This window comes from Mesorhizobium sp. M0587 (assembly GCF_040320945.1).
GTDB lineage: Bacteria > Pseudomonadota > Alphaproteobacteria > Rhizobiales > Rhizobiaceae > Mesorhizobium.
The window spans coordinates 78,162-104,401 of sequence record NZ_JAMYQP010000015.1; the positions used below are offsets into that span (position 1 = coordinate 78,162).

Consider the following 26,240-nt stretch of genomic DNA (forward strand, 5'->3'; position numbering starts at 1 on the left):
ATGGAGGATCGAAATCGTGCCATTCGTCACCATCGACGGCATCACGCTGCACCACCTTCACGTTGAGGCAAACGGCGCGGCGCACCCGATCGTCTTCATCAATTCGCTCGGTACCGACTTTCGGATCTGGGACGAGGTCGTGGCGCGGCTATCCGGTGAAGTGCCTCTGCTCGTCTACGACAAACGCGGTCACGGCCTGTCGGATATCGGCGGCGGCGTGCGTTCGATCGACGACCATGTCGACGATCTCAGTGGTCTTCTCGACCATTTCGGATTCGAAAAAGTGGTGCTGTTTGGCCTCTCGGTCGGCGGCATGATCGCGCAGCGGCTTTATGCCCGCCGGCCTGAAATAGTCCAGGCGCTCATCCTCAGCGACACCGCCCACAAGATCGGCACCGCCGAGAGCTGGAACAGCCGCATCTCGATCGTGGAGCGCGACGGCATCGAGGCGATCGCCGACGGTGTGATGAAAGTGTGGTTCACACCGGATTTCCATGCCGCGCGTGCTGCCGAGCTTGCCGGCTGCCGCAACATGCTGGTCAGACAAGCGCTGCCCGGCTATGTCGGTACTTGCATGGCGGTCCGCGACGCCGATCTCACCGACAGCGCACGGCGCATCGCGGTGCCGACGCTCTGTGCCGTCGGCGACCAGGATGGCTCGACGCCTCCCGATCTCGTCCGCTCGCTGGCCGGTCTGATCCCCGGCGCGCGTTTCGAGATCATCCGCGGCGCCGGGCACATCCCTTGCATCGAGCAACCAGAGGCGCTCACCGCCTTGATCCGCGATTTCATCGCATCGCTTCCCTCTGGAGCAGAAACCCATGGATGAGGTCCCCGACAACACAGCCAGATACCGCGCCGGCCTCGCGGTGCGCCGGTCGGTGCTCGGCGACAGCCATGTCGACCGGGCCGAAGTCGCCGCCACCGGTTTCGACCAGCCTTTCCAGGAACTGATTACCGAGGCCGCCTGGGGAACGGTGTGGGCACGGCCAGGCTTCACCAAGCGCGAGCGATCGATCGTCACGCTGGCGCTGCTGGCGGCACTCGGCCATGATGAGGAGGTCGCAATGCATGTGCGCGCCACCTCCAACACCGGCGCCTCGCGTGACGATATCCGCGAGGCGTTCCTGCATGTCGCCATCTATGCCGGCGTGCCGGCCGCCAACCGTGCCTTCAGAATAGCCAAGGAAGTGTTTTCGGAAATGGACGAAGCCAGGAATGCCCGCTAAGTCCGGATCGAACCGGGGGCCCGAGACCGGCGCCTTTTTCCGGCGCGACCGGACATGGCATCCGCCGGCGCTGACGCCGAACTACAAGACGTCAGTGCTGCGCTCGCCGCAGAAGGCGCCGCTCGCCTTCGACAACACGCTGTCGGAAATAGCCGGCCCTGTCTTCGGCCACGCCATGCTGGGCGAGCTCGACGCCGACTTGATCCATAATTTCGCCAAGCCCGGCGAGAGCGCGCTCGGCGAGCGCATCATCGTCTATGGCCGGGTGCTCGATGAACGCGGCGTCGGCGTGCCCGGCGCGCTGCTCGAATTCTGGCAGGCCAATGCCGGCGGCCGTTACCGCCACAAGAACGACGGTTATCTGGCGCCGCTCGATCCGAATTTCGGCGGCTGCGGACGCGCCATATCAGGCGACGACGGCGGCTATGCCTTTCGCACCGTCAAGCCCGGCCCTTATCCCTGGCCGAACGGACCGAACGACTGGCGGCCCTCGCACATCCATTTCTCGGTGTTCGGCCATGGCTTCGCGCAGCGGCTGATCACGCAGATGTATTTCGAAGGCGACCCGCTGATCTGGCAATGCCCGATCGCACGCGGCATCCCCGACAAGGCAGCCATCGAAACGCTGATCGCCGCGCTCGACATGCAAGCGACCATCCCCTTCGACGCGCGCGCCTACAAGTTCGACATCGTGCTGCGCGGGCGCCGCTCGTCGCTGTTCGAAAACAGGCTGGAGGGCAATTGATGGTCCAGTCGCTGGATCGGCTCAGGGAAAGCCCCTCGCAGACCGCCGGACCATACGTCCATATCGGACTGACGCCGAATTTCTGCGGCATCGCCGGCGTCTATGCGAGCGACCTCGGTGTGACCATGGTCAACGACAAGACCAGGGGCGAACGCATCGGCCTGCGCATCCGGGTGCTCGACGGCACCGGCACGCCTTTGAAGGACGCGCTGATCGAGATCTGGCAAGCGGATGCGGATGGGCTCTACAATTCACCGGCCGAACTGCGCGGTGCCGCCGATCCGAACTTTATCGGCTGGGGCCGTTGCCCGGCCGACATGGAAACCGGCCTGTGCACGTTCGAGACGATCAAGCCGGGCCGCGTTCCTTTCCGGGATGGCCGCCTGATGGCGCCGCACATCACGCTCTGGATCGTCGCGCGCGGCATCAATCTCGGCCTGCACACGAGGCTCTATTTCTCCGACGAGGAAACGGCCAATGCGCAGGATCCGATACTGGCGCGCATCGAGCATCGCATTCGCGTGCCGACGCTGATCGCCGAGCGCACCGGCGACACCTACGTCTTCGACGTCCATCTCCAGGGGGAGAAGGAAACAGTCTTCTTCGACAGCTGATGGTCAGGAGGAGCAGGACATGACCGTATCGCCTTTCGACCATCCGCTGCTTTCCGGTCTTCTCGGCGATGAGGAAGCAAGCCGGCATTTTTCCGTCGAGGCGGAAATCCAGGCGATGCTGGCCTTCGAGCGCGCGCTGGCGGAAGCGGAGGCCGAAAGCGGCATCATCACGAAGGACGCGGCGGCAGCCATCGCGGCGGCGCTTGCCACGTTCCGGCCGGACACGGCCCTGCTGCGGGCGGGTGTCGCCCGGGACGGCGTCATGGTGCCGGAACTGGTACGCCAGATCAGGGCCGCGGTCGGCGAACCGCATGGCCAGAAGGTGCATTTCGGCGCCACCAGCCAGGACGTTGTCGACACCGGCCTTGTGCTTCGGCTGAAGCCGGTCGTAGAGCATCTCGGCTTGCTCCTGACCGAAACCGTCATCCGGCTCACCTCGCTCGAAGAACGTTTTGGCGGCAAGGCGCTGACCGGGGCGACGCGCATGCAGAAGGCGATCCCGATCGAAGTGGCCGATCGCGTCAGGGCGTGGCGGGCGCCGCTGCAACGGCACCAGGAAAGATTGTCGGAACAGTCCAGGCGCTTGTTGGTGGTGCAGTTCGGCGGTGCCGCCGGCACGCTGGAAAAGCTCGGCGAGAAAGGACCAGCGGTGCGTGCGGCCCTTGCGACAAAACTCGGCCTTGCCGACGCGCCGCAATGGCACAGCCAGCGCGATACGCTCGCCGATTTTGCCGGCTGGCTGTCGCTGGTGGCCGGCAGTCTCGGCAAGTTCGGCCAGGACATCGCGCTGATGGCGCAAGGCGGAACCGACATCGCGCTCTCGGGCGGTGGCGGCTCGTCGGCCATGCCGCACAAACAGAACCCGGTGAAGGCCGAGGCCCTGGTGGCGCTTGCCCGCTTCAACGCCACGCAGCTTTCCGGCATGCATCAGGCGCTCGTGCATGAGCAGGAACGGTCGGGCGCCGCCTGGACGCTGGAGTGGCTGCTGCTGCCCCAGATGGCCGTCGCAACGGCAGCGTCGCTGCGCCTCGCCGCCGAACTGGCCGCAGAGGTCGAAAGCCTGGGACATTGATGCGCACGCAGGTCGTTATTGTCGGCTCGGGACCGTCCGGCCTGCTGCTTGGACAGTTGCTCCACGGCACCGGCGTCGAGACGGTCATCCTGGAACGTGCAAGCCGCGACCACGTGCTCGGCCGCGTACGCGCAGGCGTACTCGAACAAGGCACGGTCGAGTTGCTGGAAGAAGCGGGTGCTGCGGCACGGCTGCACGCCGAGGGGCTGCCGCATTCCGGCATCTCGCTCGCGTTCGACGGACGCCTGCATCGCATCGACATGGCGGCGCTCACCGGCGGCAGGCATGTCACCGTCTACGGCCAGACCGAAGTGACTCACGACCTGATGGACAAGCGTGATGCAGCCGGACTGACCACGATCTACCAAGCGGCTGATGTCGCGCTGCACGATTTCGACGGCGAGGCGCCTTTCGCCACCTATGACAGGGATGGCGTCACGCATCGCATCGATTGCGACTTCATCGCCGGCTGCGACGGCTACCACGGCGTCAGCCGCAAGTCGGTGCCGCAGCGCGCGCTGAAAAGCTTCGAGCGGCAGTATCCGTTCGGCTGGCTCGGCGTGCTGGCCGAAGTGCCGCCGGCCGATCGCGAGCTGGTCTACGCCAACCACGAGAGGGGTTTTGCGCTGTGTTCGATGCGCTCGACCCGCCGCAGCCGCTACTACCTGCAATGCCCCGAGGGCGACCGTGTCGAGGCATGGTCGGACGACCGCTTCTGGGACGAGTTGCGCCGCCGCTTGCCGGAACAGACGGCGGCGAGCGTCGTCACCGGTCCATCGTTCGAAAAGTCGATCGCGCCGTTGCGTTCCTTCGTCGCCGAGCCGTTGCGCTTCGGACGGCTTTTCCTGGTTGGCGACGCCGCCCACATCGTGCCGCCGACCGGCGCCAAGGGTCTCAACCTCGCCGCCAGCGACGTGCGCTATTTGTTTGCGGGCTTGCGCGATTTCTACCGCGAAAAATCCACGGCCGGCATCGACGCCTATTCAGGCAAGGCGCTGGCGCGGGTCTGGAAGGCGGTGCGTTTTTCCTGGTGGATGACGACCATGCTGCACCGCTTTCCCGATACCGGCGACTTCGGCCAGCGCATCCAGGAAGCCGAACTCGACTACCTCGTGCACTCCAGGGCCGCATCGACCGCGCTTGCCGAAAACTATGTCGGCTTGCCCTACTGAGCATCGACGCCATTGGCGCCGCGCGCGTTGGGAACGTTCAAGTCATCGAGGAGATCTCATGCGCCTAAGCGTCATCGAATGCGCCTCGAATTGCGGCAGCTCGCGCAGTGTGCCGGCGAGTGCCTGGCGCGCTCCGGCCAGTAGGCGATCGCGTCGGCTGACGCTTTCAGAGCGTAATTAAATAATTTTGACGTGTGCGATCATTTTGCAATGTATCGAGAAGTGTGAAATTTAACTGAATAAGTTCCGTCAAAGCATTGCCGCATTGCGGCTACGGCCGCAAGACTGGTGCTGGCTGGACGACAAGGCTGGCGCGCGACGGCAGGGAGGCTTTAATCGATGGCGGAGAAGACGCATCGCACAATGGATGACTTCGCCCAGGCATGCGGCGTGTCGCGGCCGACGCTGTCGAAATATTTCGACGATCCGGAGAGCGTCAAGCCGGCGACGCGGGCGCGCATAGAAGCGGCGCTGCGCTCATCGGACTATCAGCCGAACCTTTTCGCGCGCAACCTCAACCGCAAGCGCACGCGCAATGTCGGCATCGTCGTGCCGACGGTCACCGATCCGTTCTATGCCGAGATGGTCAGCCGCATCGAGTTGCGTTGCCGCGATGAAGGCTTCTGGCCGATCGTCATCTCTTCGCACGGCTCGCCGAAACTGGAGGCGGAATCGGTCAGGACGCTGATGTCGCTGAAGGTCGCGGGCGCCATTGTCGCGCCGTTGGGGTCGGTTTCCGAACCGGGCGTCTTCGACAAGATGGGCGAGAACATTCCGATCGTCTATTTCGACACTTACATCGAGGGCAACACGCCTTTCGTCGGCAACAACAACCATCAGAGCACGTCGACCATGGTCGATTATCTCTGCCGGTCCGGCGAACCGCCGGTCTATGTCGACATTCCCCATGTCAATCACAATTCGAGCGAGCGCCTTCAAAGCTATGTCGAGACGATGGAGGCCGCGGGTTTCGAGCCGGTCGTCATGGACGCGGCGCTCGACTACACCTGGGACTTCGAGCGCATTGGCCATGAATGGATGGAAAGGACGCTCGCGGCCGCAGGCCTGCCCGGCCGCACCATCCTGTGCGCCAACGATCGTCTGGCCTTTGGCGTCATGTCCGCCGCCTACTCGCGCGGGCTGAAGATCGGCCGCCGGCCCGATTGCGATTTTCGTGTCGCCGCCCATGACGATCATCCGTTGAGCCGCTACACCTGCCCGCCACTGACCACCATGGCCCAGGATTTCGCCACCATGGCCGGCCGCAGCGTGGAGATACTGTTGGCTTTGCTGGAGGAGGCCGACCCGCCCCGACAGGACATGGTGCGAAGCGTCAAGCTTGGCGCCACCCTGGTGATGCGTCAGTCGGCCTGAGCATCCGGCATCTGCCGGAGCCAGGCCGCCGTCTCGCTCACCGCTTGCCGTGCAGCGGGGATATGGCGGCCCATCGAGACGAAGCCGTGGACCAGGCCCGGCCAAAGCCGCAGCACCACCGGCACGCCCTCGGCCCGCAGCCGCTCCGCATAGGCTGTGCCCTCATCGGCGAGGATGTCGCATCCCGCGACCGCGATGAAGGCCGGCGCGGCGCCGGCAAGGCTTGGCGCCAGCAGCGGCGAAACGCGCCACTGCAGAATGTCGTCGGGCGTTCGCACATAGTGGTCGCGGAACCAGGCCATGGTTGCGGCGGTGAGCCCGAAGCCGTCACCGAAATGCCGGTAGCTGTCCGCCGTCTGGCGGGCATCGGTGTTCGGATAAAACAGGATCTGGGCGGCGAGCGGCGGCACCATCCCGTCGCGCGAAAGCAGCGCCAGCACGGCGGCCAGATTGCCGCCGGCGCTGTCGCCGGCGACGCCGATGCGGGCCGGGTCTATGCCGAGTTCCCCGGCATGCTCCGCCATGAAGCGGAGCGCCGCCATGCAGTCCTCGAGCCCAGCAGGAAACTTGTGTTCCGGTGCCAGGCGGTAATCGGGACAGATGATGACGGCGTTGCCCAGATTGGCCAGCCAGCGGCAGATCTCGTCATGCGAATCGAGATTGCCGATGACCCAGCCGCCGCCATGCAGATAGAGCACGGCGCGCGCTCCGGTTCGCGGCGCACCGATGCCGCGATGGATGCGGATCGTGACCGGCCCCTTCGGCCCATCGATCTGCCGTTGCGAAGTCGTCGCGACCGGCTCATGTTCGCCCTGCTGCGTCGGGAACGCAGCGTTGTAGGCGCCCCGCGCGGCTTCGACGCTGCCATTCTCGAACGGCTCGCCGCAGGCCGCACGGCCGATTTCGAGGGCGCGCAAAGCATCGGGGTCGAGCGTCATCGCCATCTCCGTCATGATTGCATCTAGGCCAGCAGGCCGCGGGCCTCGTCCTCCGAGAGTAGGGCCGGCTGGACGACGTCGCCGGCAATGGCGACCGAACTTTGCGTCTCGCCGGAATGCAGGATCGCCTCCATGACCTCCAGCACATGCAGCGCCAGATTGCCGGGCGCGCGGGGCGTCGCACCGGTCTTGAGCGAGCGCACCAGATCGGCGACGCCGAGCATGCGGTAATTGGCGCGGTCGGGCGCCGCGTAAGGCCAGTTGCGGGCGCCGTAGAGCTCGCCTTCGCTGGCGAAATCCTTCCACTCAGTGCCGCGTTCGGAAAGCGAGACGGTGCCGCCGAACGTGTCGGGGTCAGGCAGGCGCAACGACCCTTCCGTGCCGTGCAATTCGATCGGATGGTTGGAGTGGCGAAAGACATCCCAGGAAGCGCCGAAGGTGACGGTCGCGCCCGAGCGGAATTCGAGCAGCGACAGCACGTTGGTCGGCGTGCCGACCTTGAACGTCGTGTTCTTGAACGGCCCCTCGGCTGATATCAGCCGCTCCTCCTGGCCTCGCGTCGCCATCGCCATGACGCGCTCGACCGGGCCGAGCAGATTGACCAGCATGGTCAGGTAATAAGGGCCCATGTCGAACACCGGGCCGCCGCCCGGCTGATAGTAGAATTGCGGGTTAGGGTGCCAGTGTTCCATGCCGCGCCCCATCATGAAGGCGGTGCCGGTGACCGGGCGGCCTATGGCGCCGTCGTCCATCAGCCGGCGCGCCCGCCGTCCGGCGGCGCCGAGAAAGGTGTCGGGGGCCGAGCCGAGCAGCAGGCCGCGCTTTGCCGCCTCCGCCACCAGCCGGCGCCCGTCGCCGGCCGAGGTCGCCAGCGGCTTCTCGGTGAAGACATGTTTTCCCGCCGAAAGCGCAGAAAAGGAAATGTCGAAATGCGCCGCCGGAACGGTCAGGTTGAGAACAAGGTCGATCTCGGGATCGGCCAGCAGCGCGTCGACGCCAAGCGGCCGGATGCCGTATTCCTTCGCCCGCAACGCCGCCATGTCGGCCGAAATATCGGCGCAGGCGCGCAACTCGATGCCGCCGAAGAGTGCGGCATTGCGCAGATAGGTCATCGAGATGTTGCCGCAGCCGATGACGCCGATCCCGAGTTTCTGTTTCGATTCCGCCTGCATTTCGATCGTTCCTCCCAATGCGGTCATGCTCTGCCGGATCCGCCGTGGCGGTAACGGGTCGCGTTCCAAGCGCTATACAACGTTTTGAATCTTGACGCGCGTAAAATTTTTGTAGAACATGCGGAATGCTGGCACGATATAGGGAGGCTGCCAGCCCTGGGAGGAGAAAAGAAAATGATAGACATCAAAAGCGGCCGACCGCCGGTACTAAGCCTGTGGGTCATGCGCGCATTGGATATTTGCGTCGGCGCCAAGGACCGCGACGGGGGTCAGGCATAGATCACCTTGGCTCCGGTCCTATCAAGCTGGCCGCGTATCGGGCCGGAGAGGCCATCGTCGGTGATTACGACATCGACGCTCGACAGCGAAAATGCCTTGGAGGTTCCGCTGACGCCCCATTTGCTCGAATCCGCAAGGAGGACAACGCGCCGGGCCATGCGCACGAGGTTTCGCTTCGTTCGCGCCATGTCTTCGTTCACGTCGACCACATCCAGTGACGAGTCAATCGCATGCGCTCCAACAAAGACCTGATGCGCTACCAAGCCGCCGAGAGCCGTGTCGGCATTGGTGATCAGCGTGCTCACCGTGTCTGGATAGACCCGGCCACCGATCATGTGAACATCGAGCCCGGGCCGATGCATCAGATGCTGCACGATATTCATCGCCGTGGCCGCGACCACGACATTGCTGAGCGGCGGTAACAGCATGGCAACCTGCATCAATGTCGAGCCGCCGTCGAAGATGACCGATTGGTTGTCCTCGAACAGTTCTACCGCTGCCCGGGCGATGCGTTTCTTTGCATCGAGGTTCGTTTGCATCCGCCGGGCGAACGCGGCCGTGGTCGAATCTGTGGTCCGGATCACCGCCCCTCCACGGGTCTTCGTCAGCAGTCCCTTGCGGTCCAGTATCTCGAGGTCGGAGCGCACCGTGACTTCCGACACGCCAAAATCGTCTGACAGGTCCTTGATGCGAACCTGTCCGCTGCGTTGCACTTCACCCAGGATCGATTGGCGTCTCTGCTCTGACAACATTGCCCTGTTCTTGCCTCCATGCGCCAAGCGATCGCCCTGGCCTCGGTTCACTCTATCAAAAATACGCGAAATCGAAAGATTTCGAAAGATTGCATTTATCCTTTCTTTCGAAAACACTAGTCCGGGATTTTGAAATCAATCGATTGGAGAGTTTTGGACTCATGAGCCTCGGAACCAAGGTGCGCCTGGCGCGCCTCTTCTCACATCCATCGGGGAATCTTTTTGGCGGCGCGGTCGACCACTTTGTCGGCTATGGCGACGTGCGCAAAGGAGGTCTTGCCGACCTGCCAGGCGCGCTTGCACGCGTCATGGTGGGCAAACCCGACTACGTCAGCATCCAGCCTGGCACCGCGCGCCATCTGTGGCCGCAATACGCGGGCAAGGCTTCCCTGGTGATCCAGGCCGGCTGCTTCACCCCAGACGATCGCATCAGTGAACTGATTGCAACGCCCGAGGATGCGGTGCGCGCTGGCGCCGATGCGTTGGCCGTGGCCATTCCGGTGCGCGGCGCGACCGAGGGCAGATACATACGCTGGCTGACCGATTCGGTGAATGCGGCGGCCCGTTACGGCATGCCGGTGGTGGCGCATATCTACCCCCGCGATTTCACCGACGGGGCAAAGATCGTCTTCACCCCCGACGAGATCGCCTATGCGGCACGCATCGGCTACGAGTCCGGCGTCGACGTGATCAAGATCGGCTACACGGGCGATTTCGAGTCGTTTCGAGAGACCGTTCGGACCTGCCCGGTGCCGGTTGTGATCGCCGGTGGTCCGAAGACCGACACGCTGCTCGGCGCTCTTCAGCAGACGGCGGACGCCATCCGTGCCGGCGCGCGCGGTGCCGTGGTGGGCCGCAATCTCTGGGGGCACGGCGATCCGGAAAAGGCAGCGATTGCCTTTCGAGGCGTCATCCATGACGGCCTTTCGGCGCAAGACGCCTTGGCGAAGGCGGGTGCCTGAACGATGCCCACCGTCCCTTCAATCCTCGGCTTCGGAGCTATTGCGATCGACGACATCGTCTATGTCGATCAGCCGTTGTCGGCGGGCAAGGGGAAGGTTCTGCAAAGTGCCCGAGCTTTCGGGGGAAATGTCGCGACGGCACTTGCCGCCGTCGCGCGGCTCGGCGGAACCGCCGGGTTCATCGGATGGCTGGGCAGTGCCGCCGCCGACGCCGTGTCGTGCGATCTCGTTGCGAGCGGTGTTGAAACCGCGTTCGCGCCGCGCCACCCGCACGCGCGCCCGGTGCGCTCGCAGATCACCGTCGGTTCGGATGGGGAGCGGTTCATCGCGTATGACGACGAAGCGATGCTGGGCACCGCGCCGGACTTTCCGGACGAGGTCCTCAGCCGCGCGACCGTCCTGATCGTCGATAGTTACGGGGTCGGGTCGCTGGATGTCGTGGCTCGGGCTCGCGATCTCGGCCTTGCGATCCTCGGCGATGTCGAATGGAGCTGCGGCGCAGCCACCGAGAGACTGATGGGGCTCTGCGACCATCTCATTCTTCCGCTCGGCTTTGCGCGGACCGCCACGGGCCGCCGGTCGCCGGCCGAGATACTCGATGCGTTGTGGTTGCCGTCGCGGTCCGCCGTGGTTCTGACGGATGGCGGCAGGGGCGTCTTCTATCGCGGACGCGAGGAGACAGGTCTCTGGCACCTGCCTCCGCACCGGGTGGCCGTCGTCGACTCGACCGGCGCCGGTGACTGCTTTCATGGCGCCTATGCCTTTGCATTGACGCGCGGGGCCGACACCGCAGGCCGGGTTGCATTCGCGGCCGCGGCGGCGGCCCTTTCGATAACGGGGCGGGGCGGGCGCGAGGCGCTTCCGACCGACGACCAGGTCACGGAACTCCTGGCATCGACGAACGCGCCTTCGGCAGTCGAACTGAAATATGCGGGGCCCGATACGGCAACATAGCCCGAACTATCGGAAACATTTCGCAGGTGAAAATAAGCCGAGAACAATCATAAAAATCAGTGGCTTAGACTTGTGGAGGGAGGAATATGGCAGAAGTCGTTCTTGAGAATATCTGCAAGACGTACGGGAACAATTTTCACGCAATCGACCAATTGAACCTGTCGGTCGAGAACGGCGAGTTCTTGATTCTCGTCGGGCCGTCCGGCTGTGGCAAATCCACCGCGTTGCGGATGATTGCGGGACTGGAGGACGTCACCAGCGGCAGCCTTCGGATCGGCGGAGTCGACGTCGTCGACATGCCGCCCAAGGACCGCGACATCGCGATGGTTTTCCAGAGCTACGCCCTCTATCCGCATATGACGGTGTTCGAAAACATCGCCTTCTCGATGCGGCTGGCGGGCAAGCCGAAGGCCGAGCGCAAAAAGCGCGTGGACGAGATCGCCAAAACCCTTCAACTGACGTCTCTGCTGGACAGCAAACCCGCGAACCTTTCAGGCGGACAGCGTCAAAGGGTTGCCATGGGCCGCGCCATGGTGCGCGAGCCGGCAGCCTTTCTCATGGACGAACCCCTTTCCAATCTGGACGCGAAACTGCGTGTTCAAATGCGCGCCGAAATCACCAGCCTGCAAAAGCAGCTCGGCGTAACGACCATATATGTGACCCACGACCAAACCGAAGCCATGACGATGGGCGACAGGGTCGCGGTGTTGAAAGGCGGCGTGCTGCAGCAGGTCGACACACCCAAGAGGCTCTATGAATCGCCGGTGAACGCCTTCGTTGCCGGCTTCATCGGGTCTCCTTCGATGAACCTTTTCGAGGCGACCCTGACGGGCGACGAACTGATATCCGGCGCCTTGGCCATCCGGCTGCAGGATGCAGCCTTCGTGCGCAGGCCGGACTTGAGGTCGTATGCGGGGCGCAAGATCGTGTTCGGGATACGACCGGAGGATCTCTATGACAGCAGCCTCGAATCCGGCCGCAAGTATCAGACGATACCGGCAAAGGTGACCTCGATCGAAGAACTCGGATCCGAACATATCGTCCATCTCAACATCGACGCGGTCCGGGTGGACTCCGGCGACCCTGACGCGGTGCAGGATTTCGGCCTGGCGTCGAATGCGGTGGCGAAATTCGAACCGGTCAGCACAGTCCGCTCCGGCTCGGAAATCAGCTTGGCCCTGGATGACGCCAAGCTCCATTTCTTCGATCCCGGGACGCATCTGGCGATCTGAATATCGGCAACAAGACCCGCGGGAGAGGGTGAGGCGCCTGCATAAGAAGACTTCTGAATAAGCAGACGATCGGCCGCATTGTGCGGTCGATCCTAAAGAAGGAGGAGAAAATGACGTTTCGTATAAGACCCGCGATGCTGAAAATAGCCGCGGCCGCATGGTTGCTTGGTGCGACCGGCGCCATGGCGGATACGACGCTGGAATTCACCCAATGGTGGGAGCCCGAATTGCCGGCTGGCTCGCTCAGGGCAATCATGGATGACTTCGAGGCCGCAAACCCCGGAATCAAGGTGACGCTGGTCAGCGGCCCCTACGCGACCACGCGAGACCAGATCTCGGTTGGTGCTGCAACCGGAACGCTCAGCGACGTCGTCGGTCTCGACGGTGCCTGGGTGAACAATCTGAATGCGCAGAACGCACTCGCCGACATGAATCCGATGATGGATGCGAGCGGTTTCGACAAGAGCCAGGTCGCCGACATCATCAAGGTGGACGGCAAGGCGGTGATGTTTCCCGTGGCCTCCTTCGTCTATCCGGTCTTCGTGAATTTGGACCTCGCCGCCCAGGCAGGCGTGACCAAGCTGCCGTCGACCCGTGCGGAGTTTCTCGAAGCCGCCAAGAAGATGACGAACGCCGACAAGAACCAGTATGGCTGGGTGTTGCCCCTGTCGCTGCAAACGCCATCCGGCGTCCAGAACGACATGATGTCGTGGGTTTGGGCTTCGGGTCAGTCGATGATGGCGAACGGCAAGCCAGACCTTGAGGGCAAACCGGTGGTGGATATGCTCACCTTCGTCAAATCACTCAACGACGCCGGCACCATCTCGCCCGGCATCGCCACGAAGACCGAGCAGGAAAAGGTCGAGGAGTTCGTCAACGACCGCGTCGGGATGATGATCGACTCGCTCGCGCATGTGAACCTCATCCGCAAGCGCAATCCCAAGCTGAACTTCGACCTCATCCCGGTGCCGGTCGTGGAGAACTATACCGGTAAGCGCGGCCTTCCCTATGCCTCCTGGGGCATCGGCATCTCTGCTGCCTCGAAACATCAGGAAGAGGCCTGGAAACTCGTCCAATATCTGATGAGTGAAAAGGTGAACGCCAAGCTCGTGTCGCTTGCAAACGCCTTCCCGGGCAACGTCAACGCCAAGCCCGATTTCGTGACCTCGGACAAGGCTTTCGGCAAGGCTTTCGAAATCTTCAAGACCGGTTATCTCGCCAATGAGTTCACCGGCCTGCCGGTGCCTGAAGACCTGATGACCCAGTTGGACGTTCAAGCCCAGAAGATGCTCGCCGGCGAGCAGTCTCCGGAACAAGCCGCAGCCACCACTCAGAAGGGCTGGATGGCGAAATTCTGATCGGCCTGTTCCCGTTTGCAATCTCCGACCGGGTGGCCTGGCTTCGGGCAGGCCACCCGGCAACAACGGATCGGCAATTCGAGATGGATGGATCTGTCTACGAAGCTTCCCTTCTCTTGAAGGCGTATCCCAAGGTTGGCACATGACCCGGCAAAAGCGCTCCCACCATAAGCTGAAACGAGCGGTCGCACCCTACCTCTATCTGTCGCCCTCGCTGCTCATAATCGGGCTTCTGATGCTGCTGCCGATGGTGACGGTGATCGCCTACTCGTTCCAGAACAGCGCGGTGCTGCGTCGTGACCCGTCCTTTGCCGGACTGAAACACTACCAGGCGATCTTCGACGACCCCGTGTTCTGGGCTTCGCTGTGGCACACGCTCTACTTCACATGCATGAGTGTCATTTTCCACATGACCATCGGCATGCTCTTCGCGCTCATGCTGAACAGCGACCGCATCAATCCGACGCTGCGCAATATTCTGCGCGTTCTCTACATACTGCCCTGGCTGTTCACCGCGGTGATTATCGCCGTGATCTGGCGCCTCCTGCTTGAGCCGAACGGTGTCGTGAATAGCATTCTCATGCAAATCGGCATCATCGGTTCAAAGGTCGAATGGTTTTCCTCGCCCGAGACCGCGCTGCACGCCGTCACCTTCGCCAATATCTGGGCGGGTTATCCGCTCTTGATGGTCAGCCTGCTCGCGGGGCTGCAGGGCATTCCGAAGGATTTCTACGAGGCAGCCGATATCGACGAGGCGAAGGCCTACCAGAAGCTGATCTTCATCACCATCCCGCAGCTGATGCCGATCATCATCAGCATCTCGCTGCTCGACTTCATCTGGACCATGCAGGTCTTCCCGTTAATCTGGATAACGACGGGCGGTGGCCCGATCTACTCGACCGAGGTCCTCAGCACCTACACGTACAAGCTGGCGTTTTCGAGCTACAACCTGTCGCAGGCTTCGGCGAGCGCTGTGGTCATCTTGTTGATCTCTCTCGGCCTGACGCTGTTCTACATTCGCTATCAAAAGGCTCGGTAGTCATGAGGAAAAGACATACGCCGAAAGACAGGCTGATCACCGTCGCGCTCCATGCAGCGCTTGCAGCGGGGCTCTTTTTCGCGGCATTCCCGATCTACTGGATGCTGAGCAGTTCGTTCAAATCGAATACCGAAATCTTTGCCCTGCCACCAACCATCCTGCCAAAGGCCTTCACTCTGGAAGCGTATGCAGCCATCCTTGGCGACCCGGTAAAGCTGCGCTTCTTCTTTAATAGCTATTTCGTGGCGGGAGCGGTGACCGTGCTAACGGTGCTGATCGCCTTGCTGGCGGCCTACGGGTTCAGCCGCTTCAACTTCCGCGGCAAAGGCAGCCTGAACACACTCATCATCAGCACGCAGACCATTCCGCCGATCACGCTTTTGATCCCCTTCTTCGGGCTTGTCGTCTCATACGGTATCTTCGATACCTATGTCGCACTTATCCTGACTTACCTGGTTTTTACACTGCCGTACGCGATCCTGCTGATGACGGGATATCTGAACACCTTGCCCCGCGATCTCGATGAAGCCGTGGCTGTCGATGGCGGCACCAGTTGGACAGCGCTTTGGCGGGTGATTGTCCCGATTTCATTGCCTGGTATCGTGGCGACGTCCGTCTACACCTTCCTGTTGTGCTGGAACGAATTTCTCTTTGCGCTGACGCTGACGAAGTCGACGTCCATGCGCACCGTCCCGATCGGCATCCAGCTGTTGATGGGGCAGCACGCCTTCGAATGGAACCAGATGATGGCGATGAGCGTGCTCGGCTCGCTGCCGCTCTTGCTCATCTACCTCGTTGCCCAGAGGTACTTCCTCGCCGGCATGACCGCGGGCTCGGTCAAGTAGGATGTCCATCCCAAGGAGAACCGAAGGAGCAGGCCCCCGCGTGCCGCAATCGAATGATTGGGCCTGTCTGCCGGCAGGCGATATCGCCGCGGCCGCGGCCGTCGTCACCGTTCCGCCGACCGTGCTCGTGTTGCTCTTCCCGCACCACATCATCGAACGGCTGACGCAGGGCGCATCAAGGAATAGGCGGTATCAAGGAATGAAAGGATGAACGTGAAAGACCTCAAAGTCGGCTGCCAGACCTTCACCTGGGAAATGCTCGGCAAGGCCTGGACCGGCGGTCCCGACGATCTGCTGAGGGCGATCGCCGACGGCGGCTATGCCGGCATCGAGATCACCGATACCATGATCGGCCGCTACGCCGGCAAGCCTGCGGAATTCGCCGCGGCGCTTGGGGCATCCGGCCTGACGCTGGTCTCCTTCGCCTTCGGTTCCAAGAGCGGTTTCACGTTGAAGGAAAAGATCGGCGACGACCTCGAAACTGCCAAGCGTTGGATCGACTTCGCCGCCGCCTTCCCAGGCGCGCTTGTCTCGATGGGCTCGGCGACCGTCGTCTCCGACGGGCCGCGCGACGACAAATTCGCCGTTGCGGCGGAGGTTTACAACAGGGCCGGCGAGCTCGGGCGCCAGGCCGGCGTCCACGTCGCCGTGCATCCGAGTTCGCACCACAACACGCTGCTGTTCGACCGCGCCGACTACGACACGATCTTTGCCTTGCTCGACCCCGATCTGGTCGGCTGGGTGCCCGATACCGGCCACATCCTGCGCGGCCACAAGGACATGTCCGATACGCTCACCACCTATCGGGACCGCATCCGCTATATCCACCTGAAGGACGTCGACGCCAAGGGCAATTGGGCCATGCTGGGTAAAGGGGTCTGCGACACGCGTGAAGTGATCGAGATCGCCGGCACCGCGCCGCGCTTCAACGGCTGGCTGGTGCTGGAAGAAGAATCCGACACGGCTGCCGCCGATCCCGCCGGCGCGGTCAAGACCAACCGCCAGACGATGCGCGGCTACGGAGCCTGAGACGATGATCAAGAAACAGGACAGACGGCTCAGGGTCGGCGTGCTCGGCTGCGGCCCCATCGCGCAGTTCGCGCATCTGGAATCCTGCGTCAAGGCCGGCAACGCCGACCTCTACGCCATATGCGACGCCGCGCCCGACCTGCTCGCCCGCATGGGCGCCACCCACGAGCCGCAAAAGATGTATGCCGATTATGACGCCATGCTCGCCGATCCCGAACTGGAAGCGGTCATCGTCGCCACGTCGGATGCCTATCACGTGCCGATGTCGGTCAAGGCGCTTGACGCCGGCAAGCATGTGCTGTGCGAAAAGCCGATCGGCACTTCGGTCGAGGAGGGCGAGGCGCTGGCGGCGGCGGTGAAGCGCTCCGGCAAGATCCTGCAGGTCGGCCACATGAAGCGCTTCGATCCGGCGCTGGAGGCCGCGCGCGATTTCGTCCGCGACGAAATGGGCGAGGTGCTGGCGCTGAAGGCCTGGTATTGCGATTCCACCCACCGCTACACCAACACCGATGCGGTGCAGCCGCTGCCGGTCACCAGCAAGCTGGCGAAGAAACCGTCGGGCAATCCGAAGGCGGATCTCCGGCAGTATTTCATGCTGGCGCATGGCTCGCATTTGGTCGACACGGCGCGCTTCCTGTGCGGCGAAATCGTCGCCGTGCGCGCCCGCCTGAATGAACGTTTCGGCGCCTATTGCTGGTTCGTCGAGACCGAGTTCGCCAGCGGCGCGCTCGGCCATCTCGATCTTACCGTCGCCGTGCGCATGGACTGGCACGAAGGTTTTCAGCTCTATGGCGAGAACGGTTCGGTGATCGCCAAGACGTTCAACCCCTGGTATTTCCGCGCCAGCGAGGTCGATATCTTCCACGAGAAGACCGCCACGGCCCACAAGCCACTCGGCGCCGACGGCCATTTCTTCCGCCGCCAGTTGGAAGGCCTTGCCGATACGGTGCTGACCGGTGCGCCGATGCGCGGCGCCAATGTCGAGGACGGCATCGCCTCGATCCGCGCCATGGTCGCCATTGCCCGGTCTGTCGAGACCGGCGAGCGGATTGAACTCGCCTCGGTCTCGGGTGCGGTCTGATGCGTCTCGGTATCTTCGCCAAGACGTTTGCGGGCACCGAGCCGGCTGCCGTGCTGAAAGCCGTGCGGCAGGCCGGTTATGAGACGACGCAGTTCAATCTCGCCTGCGCCGGCCTGCCGTCGATGCCGGATGCGGTGCCTGATGCAGCCATTCAGGCCATCCGCGCCGCCGCGCAATCGACCGGTGTCTCGATCGCTGCGCTGTCCGGCACCTACAATATGGCGCACCCCGACAAGGCAGTGCGCGACGATGGTCTCCGGCGTCTCGCCATCGTCATCGAGACGGCGGCGGCCCTCGACATTCCGCTGGTCACGCTCTGCACCGGCTCCCGCAATGCCGCCGATCAATGGGCATATCATCCCGACAACGCCACCCCGGCAGCCTGGTCCGACATGGCCGTCGAGATGGCGAAGGCGCTGGCCTTGGCCGAAAACGCTGGCGTCGATCTCGGCATCGAGCCCGAGCAGGCCAACATCGTCACCTCGGCGAAGGATGCGACGCGGCTGATCGCCGACTTGGGATCGAAGCACCTCAAGATCGTGCTGGATCCGGCAAACCTCTTCGAGCACGCGACACCGGGCGAGGCGCGCGCCATCGTCGCCGCAGCGATCGACGAGGCCGCCGGCCACATCGTCATGGCGCACGCCAAGGACCGCCACGGTGACGGCCGCTTCGCCACCGCAGGACAAGGCATCGTCGATTTTCCAGATTTCGTCGCGCGGCTGAAGGCTGTGGGATTCGATGGCCCGCTTGTTACGCACGGACTGTCCGCCGACGAAGCCCCCGGCGTTGCCGCCTTCCTGCGGGGGCTGCTCTGATGGGGGTGGCGTCGGTCATGCTGCGCGACGATGCTGCGCTTCGGATATTCGACACGGGGCAGGGCGGGGTTCCCCTGGTCTTCCAGCATGGTCTCGGCGGTGATGCCGCCCAGGTGGCCCAGAACTTTCCCGACAGCCCATCACGTCGCCGGCTCACCGTCGAATGCCGGGCGCAAGGCGGTTCCGGCGCCGGCAGCCGCCGCCCCTTCTCGATCGCCATGTTCACCGACGACGTGCTGGCGGCCGCCGATGCGGCTGGCTTCGAACGCTTCGTCGCCGGCGGCATCTCTATGGGCGCGGCAATGGCGCTGCGGCTTGCAAGCCGTCACCCGGACCGCATCCTTGGCCTGGTGCTGGTGCGTCCTGCCTGGACCTTCGATGTGGCGCCGCAAAACATGCGCCCCTACGCCGAAGCGGCGGAGCTCATCCGAAACCATCCGCTGGACGAAGCGCGCGACATCTTCGCGGCTTCCGCGACCGCGTCCCGGTTTCGCGACGAAGCGCCGGACAATCTCGCTTCGCTGCTTGGTTTCTTCGCGCGCGAAAACGCAACCGTCTTCGCCGAGGTGATGCAGGCGATCGCCAATGACGGGCCCGGTGTCACGCGGGCCGAAGCCGCCGGCCTCGCAATCCCCACTTTGGTCATCGGCTGCGGCATCGACCTCGTCCATCCGCTGGCGGCCGCTCGCAGCCTCGCCGACGCCATCCCCGATGCCGCCTTTGTCGAGGTGACGCCGAAGGCTGCCGACAAGGACCGCCACTTTGCCGAGATCCGTGCCGCTATCGGCGCCTTTCTCGACACAAATTTCAACCAACAGGACCAGTCATGATCTCGAAGCCACTCTCAGGCCCGGCCGCCATCGCCGCATTGCCGCGCGACCGCATGATCGCCGAATTCTCGCTCTGGTCGGCCGATCTCGCTAATTTCGAGAGCGACCTCAGGCGTATCGAGCCCTATGTCGACCTTCATCACGTCGACGTGGCGGACGGTCATTTCGCGCCGTCCTTCCTGTTCTTTCCCGATCTCGTCGCCCGCATCGCCAGGCTGACGGCGAAGCCTATCCACGTCCACCTGATGGTCGATGCCGACATCGTCGAGGCACAGACGCGCCAGTTCATCGAGGCCGGTGCCGACATGATCAGCGTCCATGCCGAAAACGGCGAGGCGGGTTTGCGCGCGGTTCGGTTGGCGCGTGAACTCGGCGCCGAAGCAGGCGTCGTGCTCCGGCTGGAGACGCCGGTCGAGACGGTGGCCCCTTTCGTCCCGGAAGTCGCTTTCGTCACGCTTCTCGGAACGGCGATCGGCGTCAAGGGCCAGAGCCTTTCGGACGAGGCCTGTGACAGGCTGGGCGCCGCCCGCGCCATCTTGCGGAAAGCAGGACGTGAGGATGCCGTGGTGCTCGCGGCCGACGGCGGCATCCGCCACGAGACCGTGCCGCGGCTTCGCGCCGCCGGCGCCGAAACCGTGGTTCTCGGTTCGCTCGCCTTTGGCGACAAGGATCTGGCCGGCCGCATCGGCTGGCTGCATGGGCTGAAGGTCGCGGCATGAGCAACGAGGCCGCTCTTGCGATCGATCTGGGCGGCACCGAGCTTCGTGCCGCGCTGGTCGACCGTGACGGCAAGATCCTGGCGTTCGCGGCGGTGCCGACGCAGGCGCAGGCTGGTCCCGACGTGGTGATCGGCCAGATCGAGGCGCTGGCGGCGACCGTCCATGCCGAGGCACCGGCGCTCGCCATCCTTGGCGTCGGCGTCGGTGCGCCGGGACCGCTCGATCCGCTGGCCGGCATCGCGGTCGGCCCGCCGACACTCGCCGGCTGGCTGGACGTACCACTCGCCGACATTCTCGAACGGCGGCTCGGCCTGCCGGTGCGGCTGGAGAACGATGCCAATGCAGCGGCGCTCGGCGAATGGCGCTTCGGTGCCGGCCACGGCGCGCGCTCGCTGGTCTTCGTCACCGTCTCGACCGGTATCGGCGGCGGCGTCGTCGTCGACGGGCGCATCCTGCACGGTCGCCGCGGGCTTGCCGCCGAGATCGGCCACATGACCATTACCAATGAAGGTGAACGCTGCATGTGCGGCGCCGTCGGCTGCTTCGAGGCCATCGCCTCGGGCACAGCACTTGGCCGCCGCGCCAATGCCGCGACATCAGCCTTTGATGGCTCGACGCTGCGGCGCCTCTCGGCGGACGGTGAGGTGACCGGCCGCCACGTGGTCGAGGCGGCGCGGCTGCGGGACGATCTCGCTCTGTCCTTGCTGGAGGAGGAAGCCCGCTGGCTTGGCATCGGCTTCACCAACCTCTTGCATCTCTATTCGCCTGACGTGCTGGTCGTCGGCGGCGGCATTGCCAACGGCCTCGACCTGATGGCTCCGGCAATAGAGGCGACCATCAGGCAGCGGGCCATGCGCGCCTATCGCGACGTCCCCGTCGTCCAGGCCCAGCTTGGCCGCCACGCCGGGCTGGTCGGCGCCGCCAGCCTTGTCCTGTTCGATGACGGGGGTACTTTGGCGGCCCGCATGCCTGTCGGTCCAAGCACATATCCGAACACGAGGAGGGACTTCACCGGCTGAGCTCAGGCTGCGCGGCGTGCGCACGTCCCACAGCGATGCCGAGATAGCTCCGACGGCCGGAAGCGGCATGCTTCCGGCCGTCGGCATTGGCATTTGAACCGCGCAGCCTACTCGGCGGGAACGATGTCCGCCGGCAGGCTGTCGTCGGCCTTGCCCGCCAATGCGCTCGCCAGCTTGGCTTCGTCGAGTTCGCCTTCCCAGCGGGCGACAACCAGCGTGGCGACGGCGTTGCCGACGAAATTGGTCAGCGCCCGGCACTCCGACATGAAGCGGTCGACGCCGAGGATCAGCGCCATGCCGGCGACCGGCACCGACGGAACGACCGAAAGCGTGGCGGCAAGGGTGATGAAACCGGCGCCGGTGATGCCCGCGGCACCCTTGGACGAAAGCATCGCAACCAGCAGCAGCAGGATCTGGTCGCCGAAGGACAGATGGATGTTCGTCGCCTGCGCGATGAACAATGCCGCCAGCGTCATGTAGATGTTGGTGCCGTCGAGGTTGAAGGAATAGCCGGTCGGAATGACCAGCCCGACCACCGAACGCTTGGCGCCGGCCTTCTCCATCTTTTCCATCAGCGAGGGCAGGGCGGCTTCCGAAGAGGACGTTCCCAGCACCAGCAGCAGCTCTTCCTTGATGTAGCGGATCAGGGACAGGATGGAGAACCCGTTGTAGCGGCAGACCGCACCCAGCACGACGAACACGAACAGCAGCGACGTCACGTAGAAGGTGCCGACCAGCATTGCGAGGTTGATGACCGAGCCGATGCCGTATTTGCCGATGGTGAAGGCCATGGCGCCGAAAGCGCCGATGGGGGCCGCCTTCATCAACACGCTGACCAGCTTGAACATCGGCGCCATCAGCGCCTGCAGGAAGTTGAGCACCGGCGCGCCCCGGTCGCCGACCAGCGCCAGCGCGATGCCGAACAGAACCGAGAAGAACAGCACCTGCAGGATGTCGCCATCGGCGAAGGCGCCGACGATCGTCCCCGGGATGATGTTCATCAGGAAGCCGGTGACCGACTGGTCATGCGCTTTGGCCGCGTAGGTGTTGACAGTCGAGGCATCGAGCGTTGCCGGATCGATGTTGAAGCCGGCGCCCGGCTGCACGACATTGGCGACGACGAGGCCGATGATGAGGGCGAGCGTCGAGAAGGTGAGGAAATAGAGCATCGCCTTGCCGGCGACACGCCCGACCTTCTGCAGGTCTCTCATGCCGGCGATGCCGGTCGCCACCGTCAGGAAGATCACCGGGGCGATGATCATCTTGACCAGCTTGATGAAGGCGTCGCCAAGCGGCTTCATGCTCTCGCCGATCGACGGGTAGTAATGGCCGAGCAAGATGCCGACGGTGATGGCGACGAGTACCTGCACGTAGAGTTGGGCGTAGAAAGGCTTCCGCTGCGCGGCGGGCGCGCCTGATTGGTCTGCGATGTGCATCGAACTCTCCCTGGCCGGATGGACGGAATGCACCGCCCTGCGTGACTTCTCCCATCGCGGCGTTCCGGTCGCACGCCGCTGGGAACAACTTTTGCAAGCCCTGTGCCAGATCGGGGAAAGCCTGAAACCCCGGCATTTCGGCGCTTTTCGAGGTCCCGCCGAGAATACTTGTGCGGATTTCCGCACAGGCGACATTTGCCTGGGCGGAATTTCGCATTAGAGTGGCCGCGAGGGCGCGACGAAAAATGGAGAGGGCAGACGCCGCAAGCAGGCACAGATAGCGGCTCAGCTTCCGGCAGTGACCTGCTGCGTGAGATGGCAGCCCGCCTGCGCGATGGCCGCTGGCTTGTCGTCGCGATCGCCCTCGCGGTCCTGACGGGTGCGATCGTCATTGCCGGGCGCATCGCCTCCGGCGAGGCGGCCGACAATCTGCGCGACACAGCGCTTGCCGCCCTGCCGCTGGCGGCGGGAACCCTGACCGGCGAAATCGAAAAGCAGCGCCTGGTGCCACTTGTGCTGGCACGCGACGATGCGGTGCGCGAGGCACTTCGCCGGGCCGGAAGAACGGAAGACACGGCCCTCAACAACAAGCTCAGGGCGATTGCCGGCGATGCATCGGCGTCCGCCATTTATGTCATCGACACGTCAGGCATCGCCATATCAGCCAGCAATGCCGGCGAGCCGGCGAGCTTTGTCGGCATCGATTATAATTTTCGCCACTATTTCAACGAAGCAATGGCGACGGGCGCCGCCAGCCAGTATGGCCTCGGCACGATCAGTGGCCGGCCGGGTCTCTATCTTGCCAGCCGGGTCGACGATGCCGGCAAGCCGCTCGGCGTTGCGGTGCTGAAGGTCGAACTCGACAGCGTCGAAGCCAATTGGCGCTCCAGCGGCTTTCTCGTCTTCGTCACCGACGAACACGGCGTGGTGCTGGCAACCAGCCAGCCCGAATGGCGGTTTCATGCGCTGGCGCCGTTGTCGGCACAGGACGCCGCCGCTGCCCACGAACAGCTACAACTGCCCGATGCCGGATTCGAACCGCTGCCGATACGGCGCGGTGCTGGTGATGGCTTGGCGGCGATCGGCATTGCCGGAAAGCCGCGCCAGTTCGTCGAGGTGGTGCAGGATTTTCCGGGTGCGGTTCCCGGCTGGCGTTTGTGGCTGCTCACGCCAGCCGACACCGCTCTCACCACCGCCGCCAACACGGCTCGGCTGACCACGCTGCTCGGGCTGCTGCTGACCGGCCTGCTCGCCTTCATACTCACCCGGCGCCGGCGCGCTCGCCTGTTGCGGCAGGAGGCGCTGGCGCGAATGAACGTCGAGCTCGAGAGCCGGGTCAGCACGCGAACGGCCGAACTGACGCGCTCCAACACGGCACTCGCCGAGGAAATCGCCGAGCGCGAAAACGCCGAGGCCAAGGTCCGGGCGCTGCGCGACGATCTCGCCCAGGCCAACCGGCTCTCCATCCTCGGCCAGATCGCCGCCGGCGTGGCGCATGAGATCAATCAGCCGGTCGCCGCGATCCGCACTTACGCTGAAAATGCCGGGCGTTTTCTCGAACGCGGCAAGACGGTGCCGGCCAGCACCAACCTGACCTCGATCGTCTCGATGACCGAGCGCATCGGCGCGATCACCAGCACGTTGCGTACTTTCGCCCGCCGGCCCGGCGTTGCCGCCTCGCCGCTGCCGGTGCGCGAGGCGATCGACGGCGCGCTGTCGCTGCTGTCCGGCCGCATCCGCGATTCCGGCGTTACCATCGTCAAGCCGCGCGGCTCCGCCTCGCCGGTGGTGATGGCCAGCCGCATCCGGCTGGAGCAGATCCTGGTCAACCTGCTGCAGAACGCGCTGGACGCCATGAAGGACCAACCCGATCCCCGCATCGAGATCGAACTCGCCGAGCGCGACGATCACGTGCTGATTTCGGTGCGCGACAATGGTCCGGGCCTTGGGCCGGAGGCGGCCGGCAATCTGTTCATGCCGTTCCAGACCACCAAGGAGAAGGGGCTGGGCCTCGGGCTGGTGATTTCGCAGGAGATCGCCCAGGAACTCGGCGGCACGCTGCGGTTCGATTCCGGCAGCGGCATCGGCGCATCCTTTACCATCGATTTGAGGCGGATTGAATGACAGAGGGATCACGGCTGGTGGCGCTCGTCGACGACGATGCGGACCTGCTTCACGCCACCATGCAATTGCTCGAGCTTGCCGGCTTTACAGTGATCGCACTCGATGCCGCCGAGGCGGCGCTTGCCGTCGTCGACAGGAATTTCGACGGCGTGGTCGTCAGCGATATCCGCATGCCGGGCATGAACGGTTTGCAGCTGTTCGACCGGGTCAAGGCGATCGACCCCGATATACCGGTGATCCTGGTCACCGGGCATGGCGACGTCGATCTCGCCGTGGCGGCACTCAAGGACGGCGTCTACGATTTCATTTCCAAGCCCTACGCCGGAGACCGGCTTATCGAGGCGTTGCGGCGGGCTTCGGAGAAGCGGCGGCTGGTTATGGAGAACCGGCGGCTGCGCGAAGCCGCCACACAGGCCGCCGACGGCCTGCCGCTGATCGGCGAAGCACCCGCCATCCGGCGGCTGCGCGAGACCTTGCGCCAGATCGCCGACATGGATGTCGACGTGCTGGTGGAAGGGGAGACCGGTACCGGCAAGGAGGTGGTGGCGGACCTCCTGCACAGATGGGGGCGGCGGCGCGCGAAACCCTTCGTGGCGCTGAATTGCGGCGCGCTGCCCGAGACCGTCATAGAAAGCGAGCTGTTCGGCCACGAGGCCGGCGCATTCACCGGGGCGCAACGGCGGCGCATCGGCCGCATCGAGCATTCCAGCGGCGGCACGCTGTTCCTCGACGAGATCGAATCCATGCCGCCGGCCCTCCAGGTCAAGCTGCTGCGGGTGCTCGAAACGCGCAGCCTCACCCCGCTTGGCTCGAACGAGATCAGGCGTATCGATTTGAGGGTGGTCGCGGCGACGAAGGTCGATCTCGGCCGGCCGGACCAGCGCGGCGATTTTCGCGAGGATCTCTATTTTCGCCTCAACGTGGTGACGCTGCGCATCCCGCCGCTGCGCGAGCGGCGCGGCGACATCCCGATGCTGTTCGGGCATTTCCTCGGCAAGGCGGCGGAGCGGTTCGGCCGGCCTGTCGCGAAGGTGAACGCCGCGGTGAGCGACCACCTCCAGTCGCATGACTGGCCCGGCAATGTGCGCGAGCTCGCGCATTTTGCCGATCGCGTTGTGCTCGGTCTCGGCCCGGAAGACGAGACGAGGGCGATCCCCGCGCAATCGCCGGAGCCTGCGGCCACGTTGCCCGAACGGGTCGGCCACTACGAGGCGCAGCTCATCCGCGATGCGCTGCGCGATCATGGTGGCGATGTGCGCGGCGCCATCGATGCGCTCGGCGTGCCGCGCAAGACGTTCTACGACAAGCTCAAGCGCTACGGCATTGCCGCGTCCGAATTCCGCAATGGCGGCGGTCCGGATGCGCAGCCTGTTCGGGAACAGACATAGAATTAAGCAAGCGCCACCCTTCGTAAAGCTGGGCTCGCATCCAGCAGTTGATGTCGGAA

General features: G+C 64.1%; 25 protein-coding genes. 21 read left to right on the forward strand and 4 right to left on the reverse strand.

The genetic code is table 11. The features are described from left to right. Positions 1-16 precede the first annotated feature (16 nt). From pcaD to NKI49_RS16080, 7 genes are all read left to right on the forward strand, one after another. The gene (pcaD, locus tag NKI49_RS16050) at positions 17-829 is read left to right on the forward strand and encodes a 3-oxoadipate enol-lactonase (protein WP_352603902.1); all 813 of its coding nucleotides are present in this window, start codon (positions 17-19) and stop codon (positions 827-829) included. Then, entirely contained in the window at positions 822-1,229 is a 408-nt protein-coding gene (gene pcaC / locus NKI49_RS16055) for a 4-carboxymuconolactone decarboxylase (protein WP_352603900.1), read from the forward strand. The genes pcaD and pcaC overlap by 8 nt, the downstream gene beginning before the upstream one ends. Beyond that, a complete protein-coding gene (pcaH, locus tag NKI49_RS16060; RefSeq protein ID WP_352603898.1) occupies positions 1,219-1,974 on the forward strand; it encodes a protocatechuate 3,4-dioxygenase subunit beta in 756 nt (251 codons plus the stop codon). Before pcaC ends, pcaH begins: the two co-directional genes overlap by 11 nt. Continuing rightward, complete coding sequence (gene pcaG, locus NKI49_RS16065) at positions 1,974-2,588, forward strand: protocatechuate 3,4-dioxygenase subunit alpha (protein WP_352603896.1); 615 nt, start codon at positions 1,974-1,976, stop codon at positions 2,586-2,588. The genes pcaH and pcaG overlap by 1 nt, the downstream gene beginning before the upstream one ends. Positions 2,589-2,607: 19 nt before the next feature. Beyond that, a complete protein-coding gene (locus NKI49_RS16070) occupies positions 2,608-3,660 on the forward strand; it encodes a 3-carboxy-cis,cis-muconate cycloisomerase (RefSeq protein WP_352603894.1) in 1,053 nt (350 codons plus the stop codon). After that, positions 3,660-4,832, forward strand: coding sequence for a 4-hydroxybenzoate 3-monooxygenase (pobA, locus tag NKI49_RS16075; RefSeq protein ID WP_352603892.1), 1,173 nt, complete (start codon positions 3,660-3,662; stop codon positions 4,830-4,832). The genes NKI49_RS16070 and pobA overlap by 1 nt, the downstream gene beginning before the upstream one ends. 339 nt (positions 4,833-5,171) lie before the next feature. Then, positions 5,172-6,206: a LacI family DNA-binding transcriptional regulator gene (locus NKI49_RS16080; RefSeq protein ID WP_352603890.1), complete on the forward strand. Its 1,035-nt coding sequence runs from the start codon at positions 5,172-5,174 to the stop codon at positions 6,204-6,206. Here NKI49_RS16080 and NKI49_RS16085 read toward each other — a convergent pair. The 3 genes from NKI49_RS16085 to NKI49_RS16095 form a co-directional block, all read right to left on the reverse strand. Beyond that, positions 6,194-7,159: an alpha/beta hydrolase gene (locus tag NKI49_RS16085; RefSeq protein ID WP_352603888.1), complete on the reverse strand. Its 966-nt coding sequence runs from the start codon at positions 7,157-7,159 to the stop codon at positions 6,194-6,196. The two genes, NKI49_RS16080 and NKI49_RS16085, sit on opposite strands and share 13 nt — an antisense overlap. An 8-nt stretch (positions 7,160-7,167) precedes the next feature. Continuing rightward, positions 7,168-8,316 (reverse strand): Gfo/Idh/MocA family protein, encoded by a 1,149-nt coding sequence (locus NKI49_RS16090; RefSeq protein ID WP_352604032.1) that lies wholly within the window; start codon positions 8,314-8,316, stop codon positions 7,168-7,170. Between the two features lie 269 nt (positions 8,317-8,585). After that, a complete protein-coding gene (locus NKI49_RS16095; RefSeq protein WP_352603886.1) occupies positions 8,586-9,347 on the reverse strand; it encodes a DeoR/GlpR family DNA-binding transcription regulator in 762 nt (253 codons plus the stop codon). Between the two features lie 161 nt (positions 9,348-9,508). Here NKI49_RS16095 and NKI49_RS16100 point away from each other — a divergent pair, with 161 nt between their 5' ends. The 12 genes from NKI49_RS16100 to NKI49_RS16155 all read left to right on the forward strand — a co-directional run bounded on the left by NKI49_RS16100 (position 9,509) and on the right by NKI49_RS16155 (position 21,233). Beyond that, complete coding sequence (locus NKI49_RS16100) at positions 9,509-10,309, forward strand: beta/alpha barrel domain-containing protein (RefSeq protein WP_352603884.1); 801 nt, start codon at positions 9,509-9,511, stop codon at positions 10,307-10,309. Positions 10,310-10,312: 3 nt separating this feature from the next. Further along, entirely contained in the window at positions 10,313-11,263 is a 951-nt protein-coding gene (locus NKI49_RS16105; protein ID WP_352603883.1) for a PfkB family carbohydrate kinase, read from the forward strand. An 86-nt stretch (positions 11,264-11,349) separates the two neighbouring features. Next, positions 11,350-12,495, forward strand: coding sequence for an ABC transporter ATP-binding protein (locus NKI49_RS16110; protein ID WP_352603881.1), 1,146 nt, complete (start codon positions 11,350-11,352; stop codon positions 12,493-12,495). Positions 12,496-12,605: 110 nt separating this feature from the next. Beyond that, positions 12,606-13,853, forward strand: coding sequence for an ABC transporter substrate-binding protein (locus NKI49_RS16115; RefSeq protein ID WP_352603879.1), 1,248 nt, complete (start codon positions 12,606-12,608; stop codon positions 13,851-13,853). A gap of 142 nt (positions 13,854-13,995) precedes the next feature. After that, positions 13,996-14,892, forward strand: a complete 897-nt coding sequence (locus NKI49_RS16120; RefSeq protein WP_352603877.1) for a carbohydrate ABC transporter permease — start codon at positions 13,996-13,998, stop codon at positions 14,890-14,892. A 2-nt stretch (positions 14,893-14,894) separates the two neighbouring features. Continuing rightward, positions 14,895-15,737 (forward strand): carbohydrate ABC transporter permease, encoded by an 843-nt coding sequence (locus NKI49_RS16125; RefSeq protein ID WP_214471291.1) that lies wholly within the window; start codon positions 14,895-14,897, stop codon positions 15,735-15,737. Between the two features lie 207 nt (positions 15,738-15,944). Beyond that, positions 15,945-16,766 carry a sugar phosphate isomerase/epimerase family protein gene (locus tag NKI49_RS16130; protein ID WP_352603874.1) on the forward strand — a complete coding sequence of 274 codons (822 nt, stop codon included), beginning with the start codon at positions 15,945-15,947 and terminating at the stop codon, positions 16,764-16,766. 4 nt (positions 16,767-16,770) lie between these two features. After that, positions 16,771-17,847, forward strand: coding sequence for a Gfo/Idh/MocA family protein (locus tag NKI49_RS16135; protein ID WP_352603873.1), 1,077 nt, complete (start codon positions 16,771-16,773; stop codon positions 17,845-17,847). Further along, the gene (locus tag NKI49_RS16140; protein ID WP_352603871.1) at positions 17,847-18,665 is read left to right on the forward strand and encodes a sugar phosphate isomerase/epimerase family protein; all 819 of its coding nucleotides are present in this window, start codon (positions 17,847-17,849) and stop codon (positions 18,663-18,665) included. Before NKI49_RS16135 ends, NKI49_RS16140 begins: the two co-directional genes overlap by 1 nt. Beyond that, positions 18,665-19,495: an alpha/beta fold hydrolase gene (locus NKI49_RS16145; protein WP_352603869.1), complete on the forward strand. Its 831-nt coding sequence runs from the start codon at positions 18,665-18,667 to the stop codon at positions 19,493-19,495. The genes NKI49_RS16140 and NKI49_RS16145 overlap by 1 nt, the downstream gene beginning before the upstream one ends. After that, positions 19,492-20,214 (forward strand): ribulose-phosphate 3-epimerase, encoded by a 723-nt coding sequence (locus NKI49_RS16150; protein ID WP_352603867.1) that lies wholly within the window; start codon positions 19,492-19,494, stop codon positions 20,212-20,214. The genes NKI49_RS16145 and NKI49_RS16150 overlap by 4 nt, the downstream gene beginning before the upstream one ends. After that, complete coding sequence (locus tag NKI49_RS16155; RefSeq protein WP_352603865.1) at positions 20,211-21,233, forward strand: ROK family protein; 1,023 nt, start codon at positions 20,211-20,213, stop codon at positions 21,231-21,233. The genes NKI49_RS16150 and NKI49_RS16155 overlap by 4 nt, the downstream gene beginning before the upstream one ends. Before the next feature lie 107 nt (positions 21,234-21,340). Here NKI49_RS16155 and NKI49_RS16160 read toward each other — a convergent pair whose 3' ends face one another. Continuing rightward, complete coding sequence (locus tag NKI49_RS16160; protein ID WP_352598923.1) at positions 21,341-22,669, reverse strand: dicarboxylate/amino acid:cation symporter; 1,329 nt, start codon at positions 22,667-22,669, stop codon at positions 21,341-21,343. 315 nt (positions 22,670-22,984) lie between these two features. Here NKI49_RS16160 and NKI49_RS16165 point away from each other — a divergent pair, with 315 nt between their 5' ends. Both NKI49_RS16165 and NKI49_RS16170 read left to right on the forward strand, forming a co-directional pair. After that, on the forward strand, positions 22,985-24,793 hold the full coding sequence (locus tag NKI49_RS16165) for a sensor histidine kinase (RefSeq protein ID WP_352598921.1): 1,809 nt from the start codon (positions 22,985-22,987) through the stop codon (positions 24,791-24,793). Further along, on the forward strand, positions 24,790-26,181 hold the full coding sequence (locus NKI49_RS16170) for a sigma-54-dependent transcriptional regulator (protein ID WP_352598919.1): 1,392 nt from the start codon (positions 24,790-24,792) through the stop codon (positions 26,179-26,181). Before NKI49_RS16165 ends, NKI49_RS16170 begins: the two co-directional genes overlap by 4 nt. The last annotated feature ends 59 nt before the right edge of the window (positions 26,182-26,240 follow it).

Bases quoted from the DNA above. Each gene is read 5' to 3' on its own strand.
- NKI49_RS16095 (WP_352603886.1), bottom strand. From the start codon at position 9,347: ATGTTGTCAGAGCAGAGACGCCAATCGATCCTGGGTGAAGTGCAACGC.
- NKI49_RS16110 (WP_352603881.1), top strand. From the start codon at position 11,350: ATGGCAGAAGTCGTTCTTGAGAATATCTGCAAGACGTACGGGAACAAT.
- NKI49_RS16115 (WP_352603879.1), top strand. From the start codon at position 12,606: ATGACGTTTCGTATAAGACCCGCGATGCTGAAAATAGCCGCGGCCGCA.
- pcaH (WP_352603898.1), top strand. From the start codon at position 1,219: ATGCCCGCTAAGTCCGGATCGAACCGGGGGCCCGAGACCGGCGCCTTT.
- NKI49_RS16125 (WP_214471291.1), top strand. From the start codon at position 14,895: ATGAGGAAAAGACATACGCCGAAAGACAGGCTGATCACCGTCGCGCTC.
- NKI49_RS16090 (WP_352604032.1), bottom strand. From the start codon at position 8,316: ATGCAGGCGGAATCGAAACAGAAACTCGGGATCGGCGTCATCGGCTGC.
- NKI49_RS16145 (WP_352603869.1), top strand. From the start codon at position 18,665: ATGGGGGTGGCGTCGGTCATGCTGCGCGACGATGCTGCGCTTCGGATA.
- NKI49_RS16100 (WP_352603884.1), top strand. From the start codon at position 9,509: ATGAGCCTCGGAACCAAGGTGCGCCTGGCGCGCCTCTTCTCACATCCA.
- NKI49_RS16165 (WP_352598921.1), top strand. From the start codon at position 22,985: ATGGCAGCCCGCCTGCGCGATGGCCGCTGGCTTGTCGTCGCGATCGCC.
- NKI49_RS16070 (WP_352603894.1), top strand. From the start codon at position 2,608: ATGACCGTATCGCCTTTCGACCATCCGCTGCTTTCCGGTCTTCTCGGC.
- NKI49_RS16130 (WP_352603874.1), top strand. From the start codon at position 15,945: ATGAACGTGAAAGACCTCAAAGTCGGCTGCCAGACCTTCACCTGGGAA.
- NKI49_RS16120 (WP_352603877.1), top strand. From the start codon at position 13,996: ATGACCCGGCAAAAGCGCTCCCACCATAAGCTGAAACGAGCGGTCGCA.
- NKI49_RS16135 (WP_352603873.1), top strand. From the start codon at position 16,771: ATGATCAAGAAACAGGACAGACGGCTCAGGGTCGGCGTGCTCGGCTGC.
- NKI49_RS16080 (WP_352603890.1), top strand. From the start codon at position 5,172: ATGGCGGAGAAGACGCATCGCACAATGGATGACTTCGCCCAGGCATGC.
- NKI49_RS16105 (WP_352603883.1), top strand. From the start codon at position 10,313: ATGCCCACCGTCCCTTCAATCCTCGGCTTCGGAGCTATTGCGATCGAC.
- NKI49_RS16140 (WP_352603871.1), top strand. From the start codon at position 17,847: ATGCGTCTCGGTATCTTCGCCAAGACGTTTGCGGGCACCGAGCCGGCT.
- NKI49_RS16085 (WP_352603888.1), bottom strand. From the start codon at position 7,159: ATGACGGAGATGGCGATGACGCTCGACCCCGATGCTTTGCGCGCCCTC.
- pobA (WP_352603892.1), top strand. From the start codon at position 3,660: ATGCGCACGCAGGTCGTTATTGTCGGCTCGGGACCGTCCGGCCTGCTG.
- NKI49_RS16155 (WP_352603865.1), top strand. From the start codon at position 20,211: ATGAGCAACGAGGCCGCTCTTGCGATCGATCTGGGCGGCACCGAGCTT.
- NKI49_RS16150 (WP_352603867.1), top strand. From the start codon at position 19,492: ATGATCTCGAAGCCACTCTCAGGCCCGGCCGCCATCGCCGCATTGCCG.
- pcaC (WP_352603900.1), top strand. From the start codon at position 822: ATGGATGAGGTCCCCGACAACACAGCCAGATACCGCGCCGGCCTCGCG.
- pcaG (WP_352603896.1), top strand. From the start codon at position 1,974: ATGGTCCAGTCGCTGGATCGGCTCAGGGAAAGCCCCTCGCAGACCGCC.
- NKI49_RS16160 (WP_352598923.1), bottom strand. From the start codon at position 22,669: ATGCACATCGCAGACCAATCAGGCGCGCCCGCCGCGCAGCGGAAGCCT.
- NKI49_RS16170 (WP_352598919.1), top strand. From the start codon at position 24,790: ATGACAGAGGGATCACGGCTGGTGGCGCTCGTCGACGACGATGCGGAC.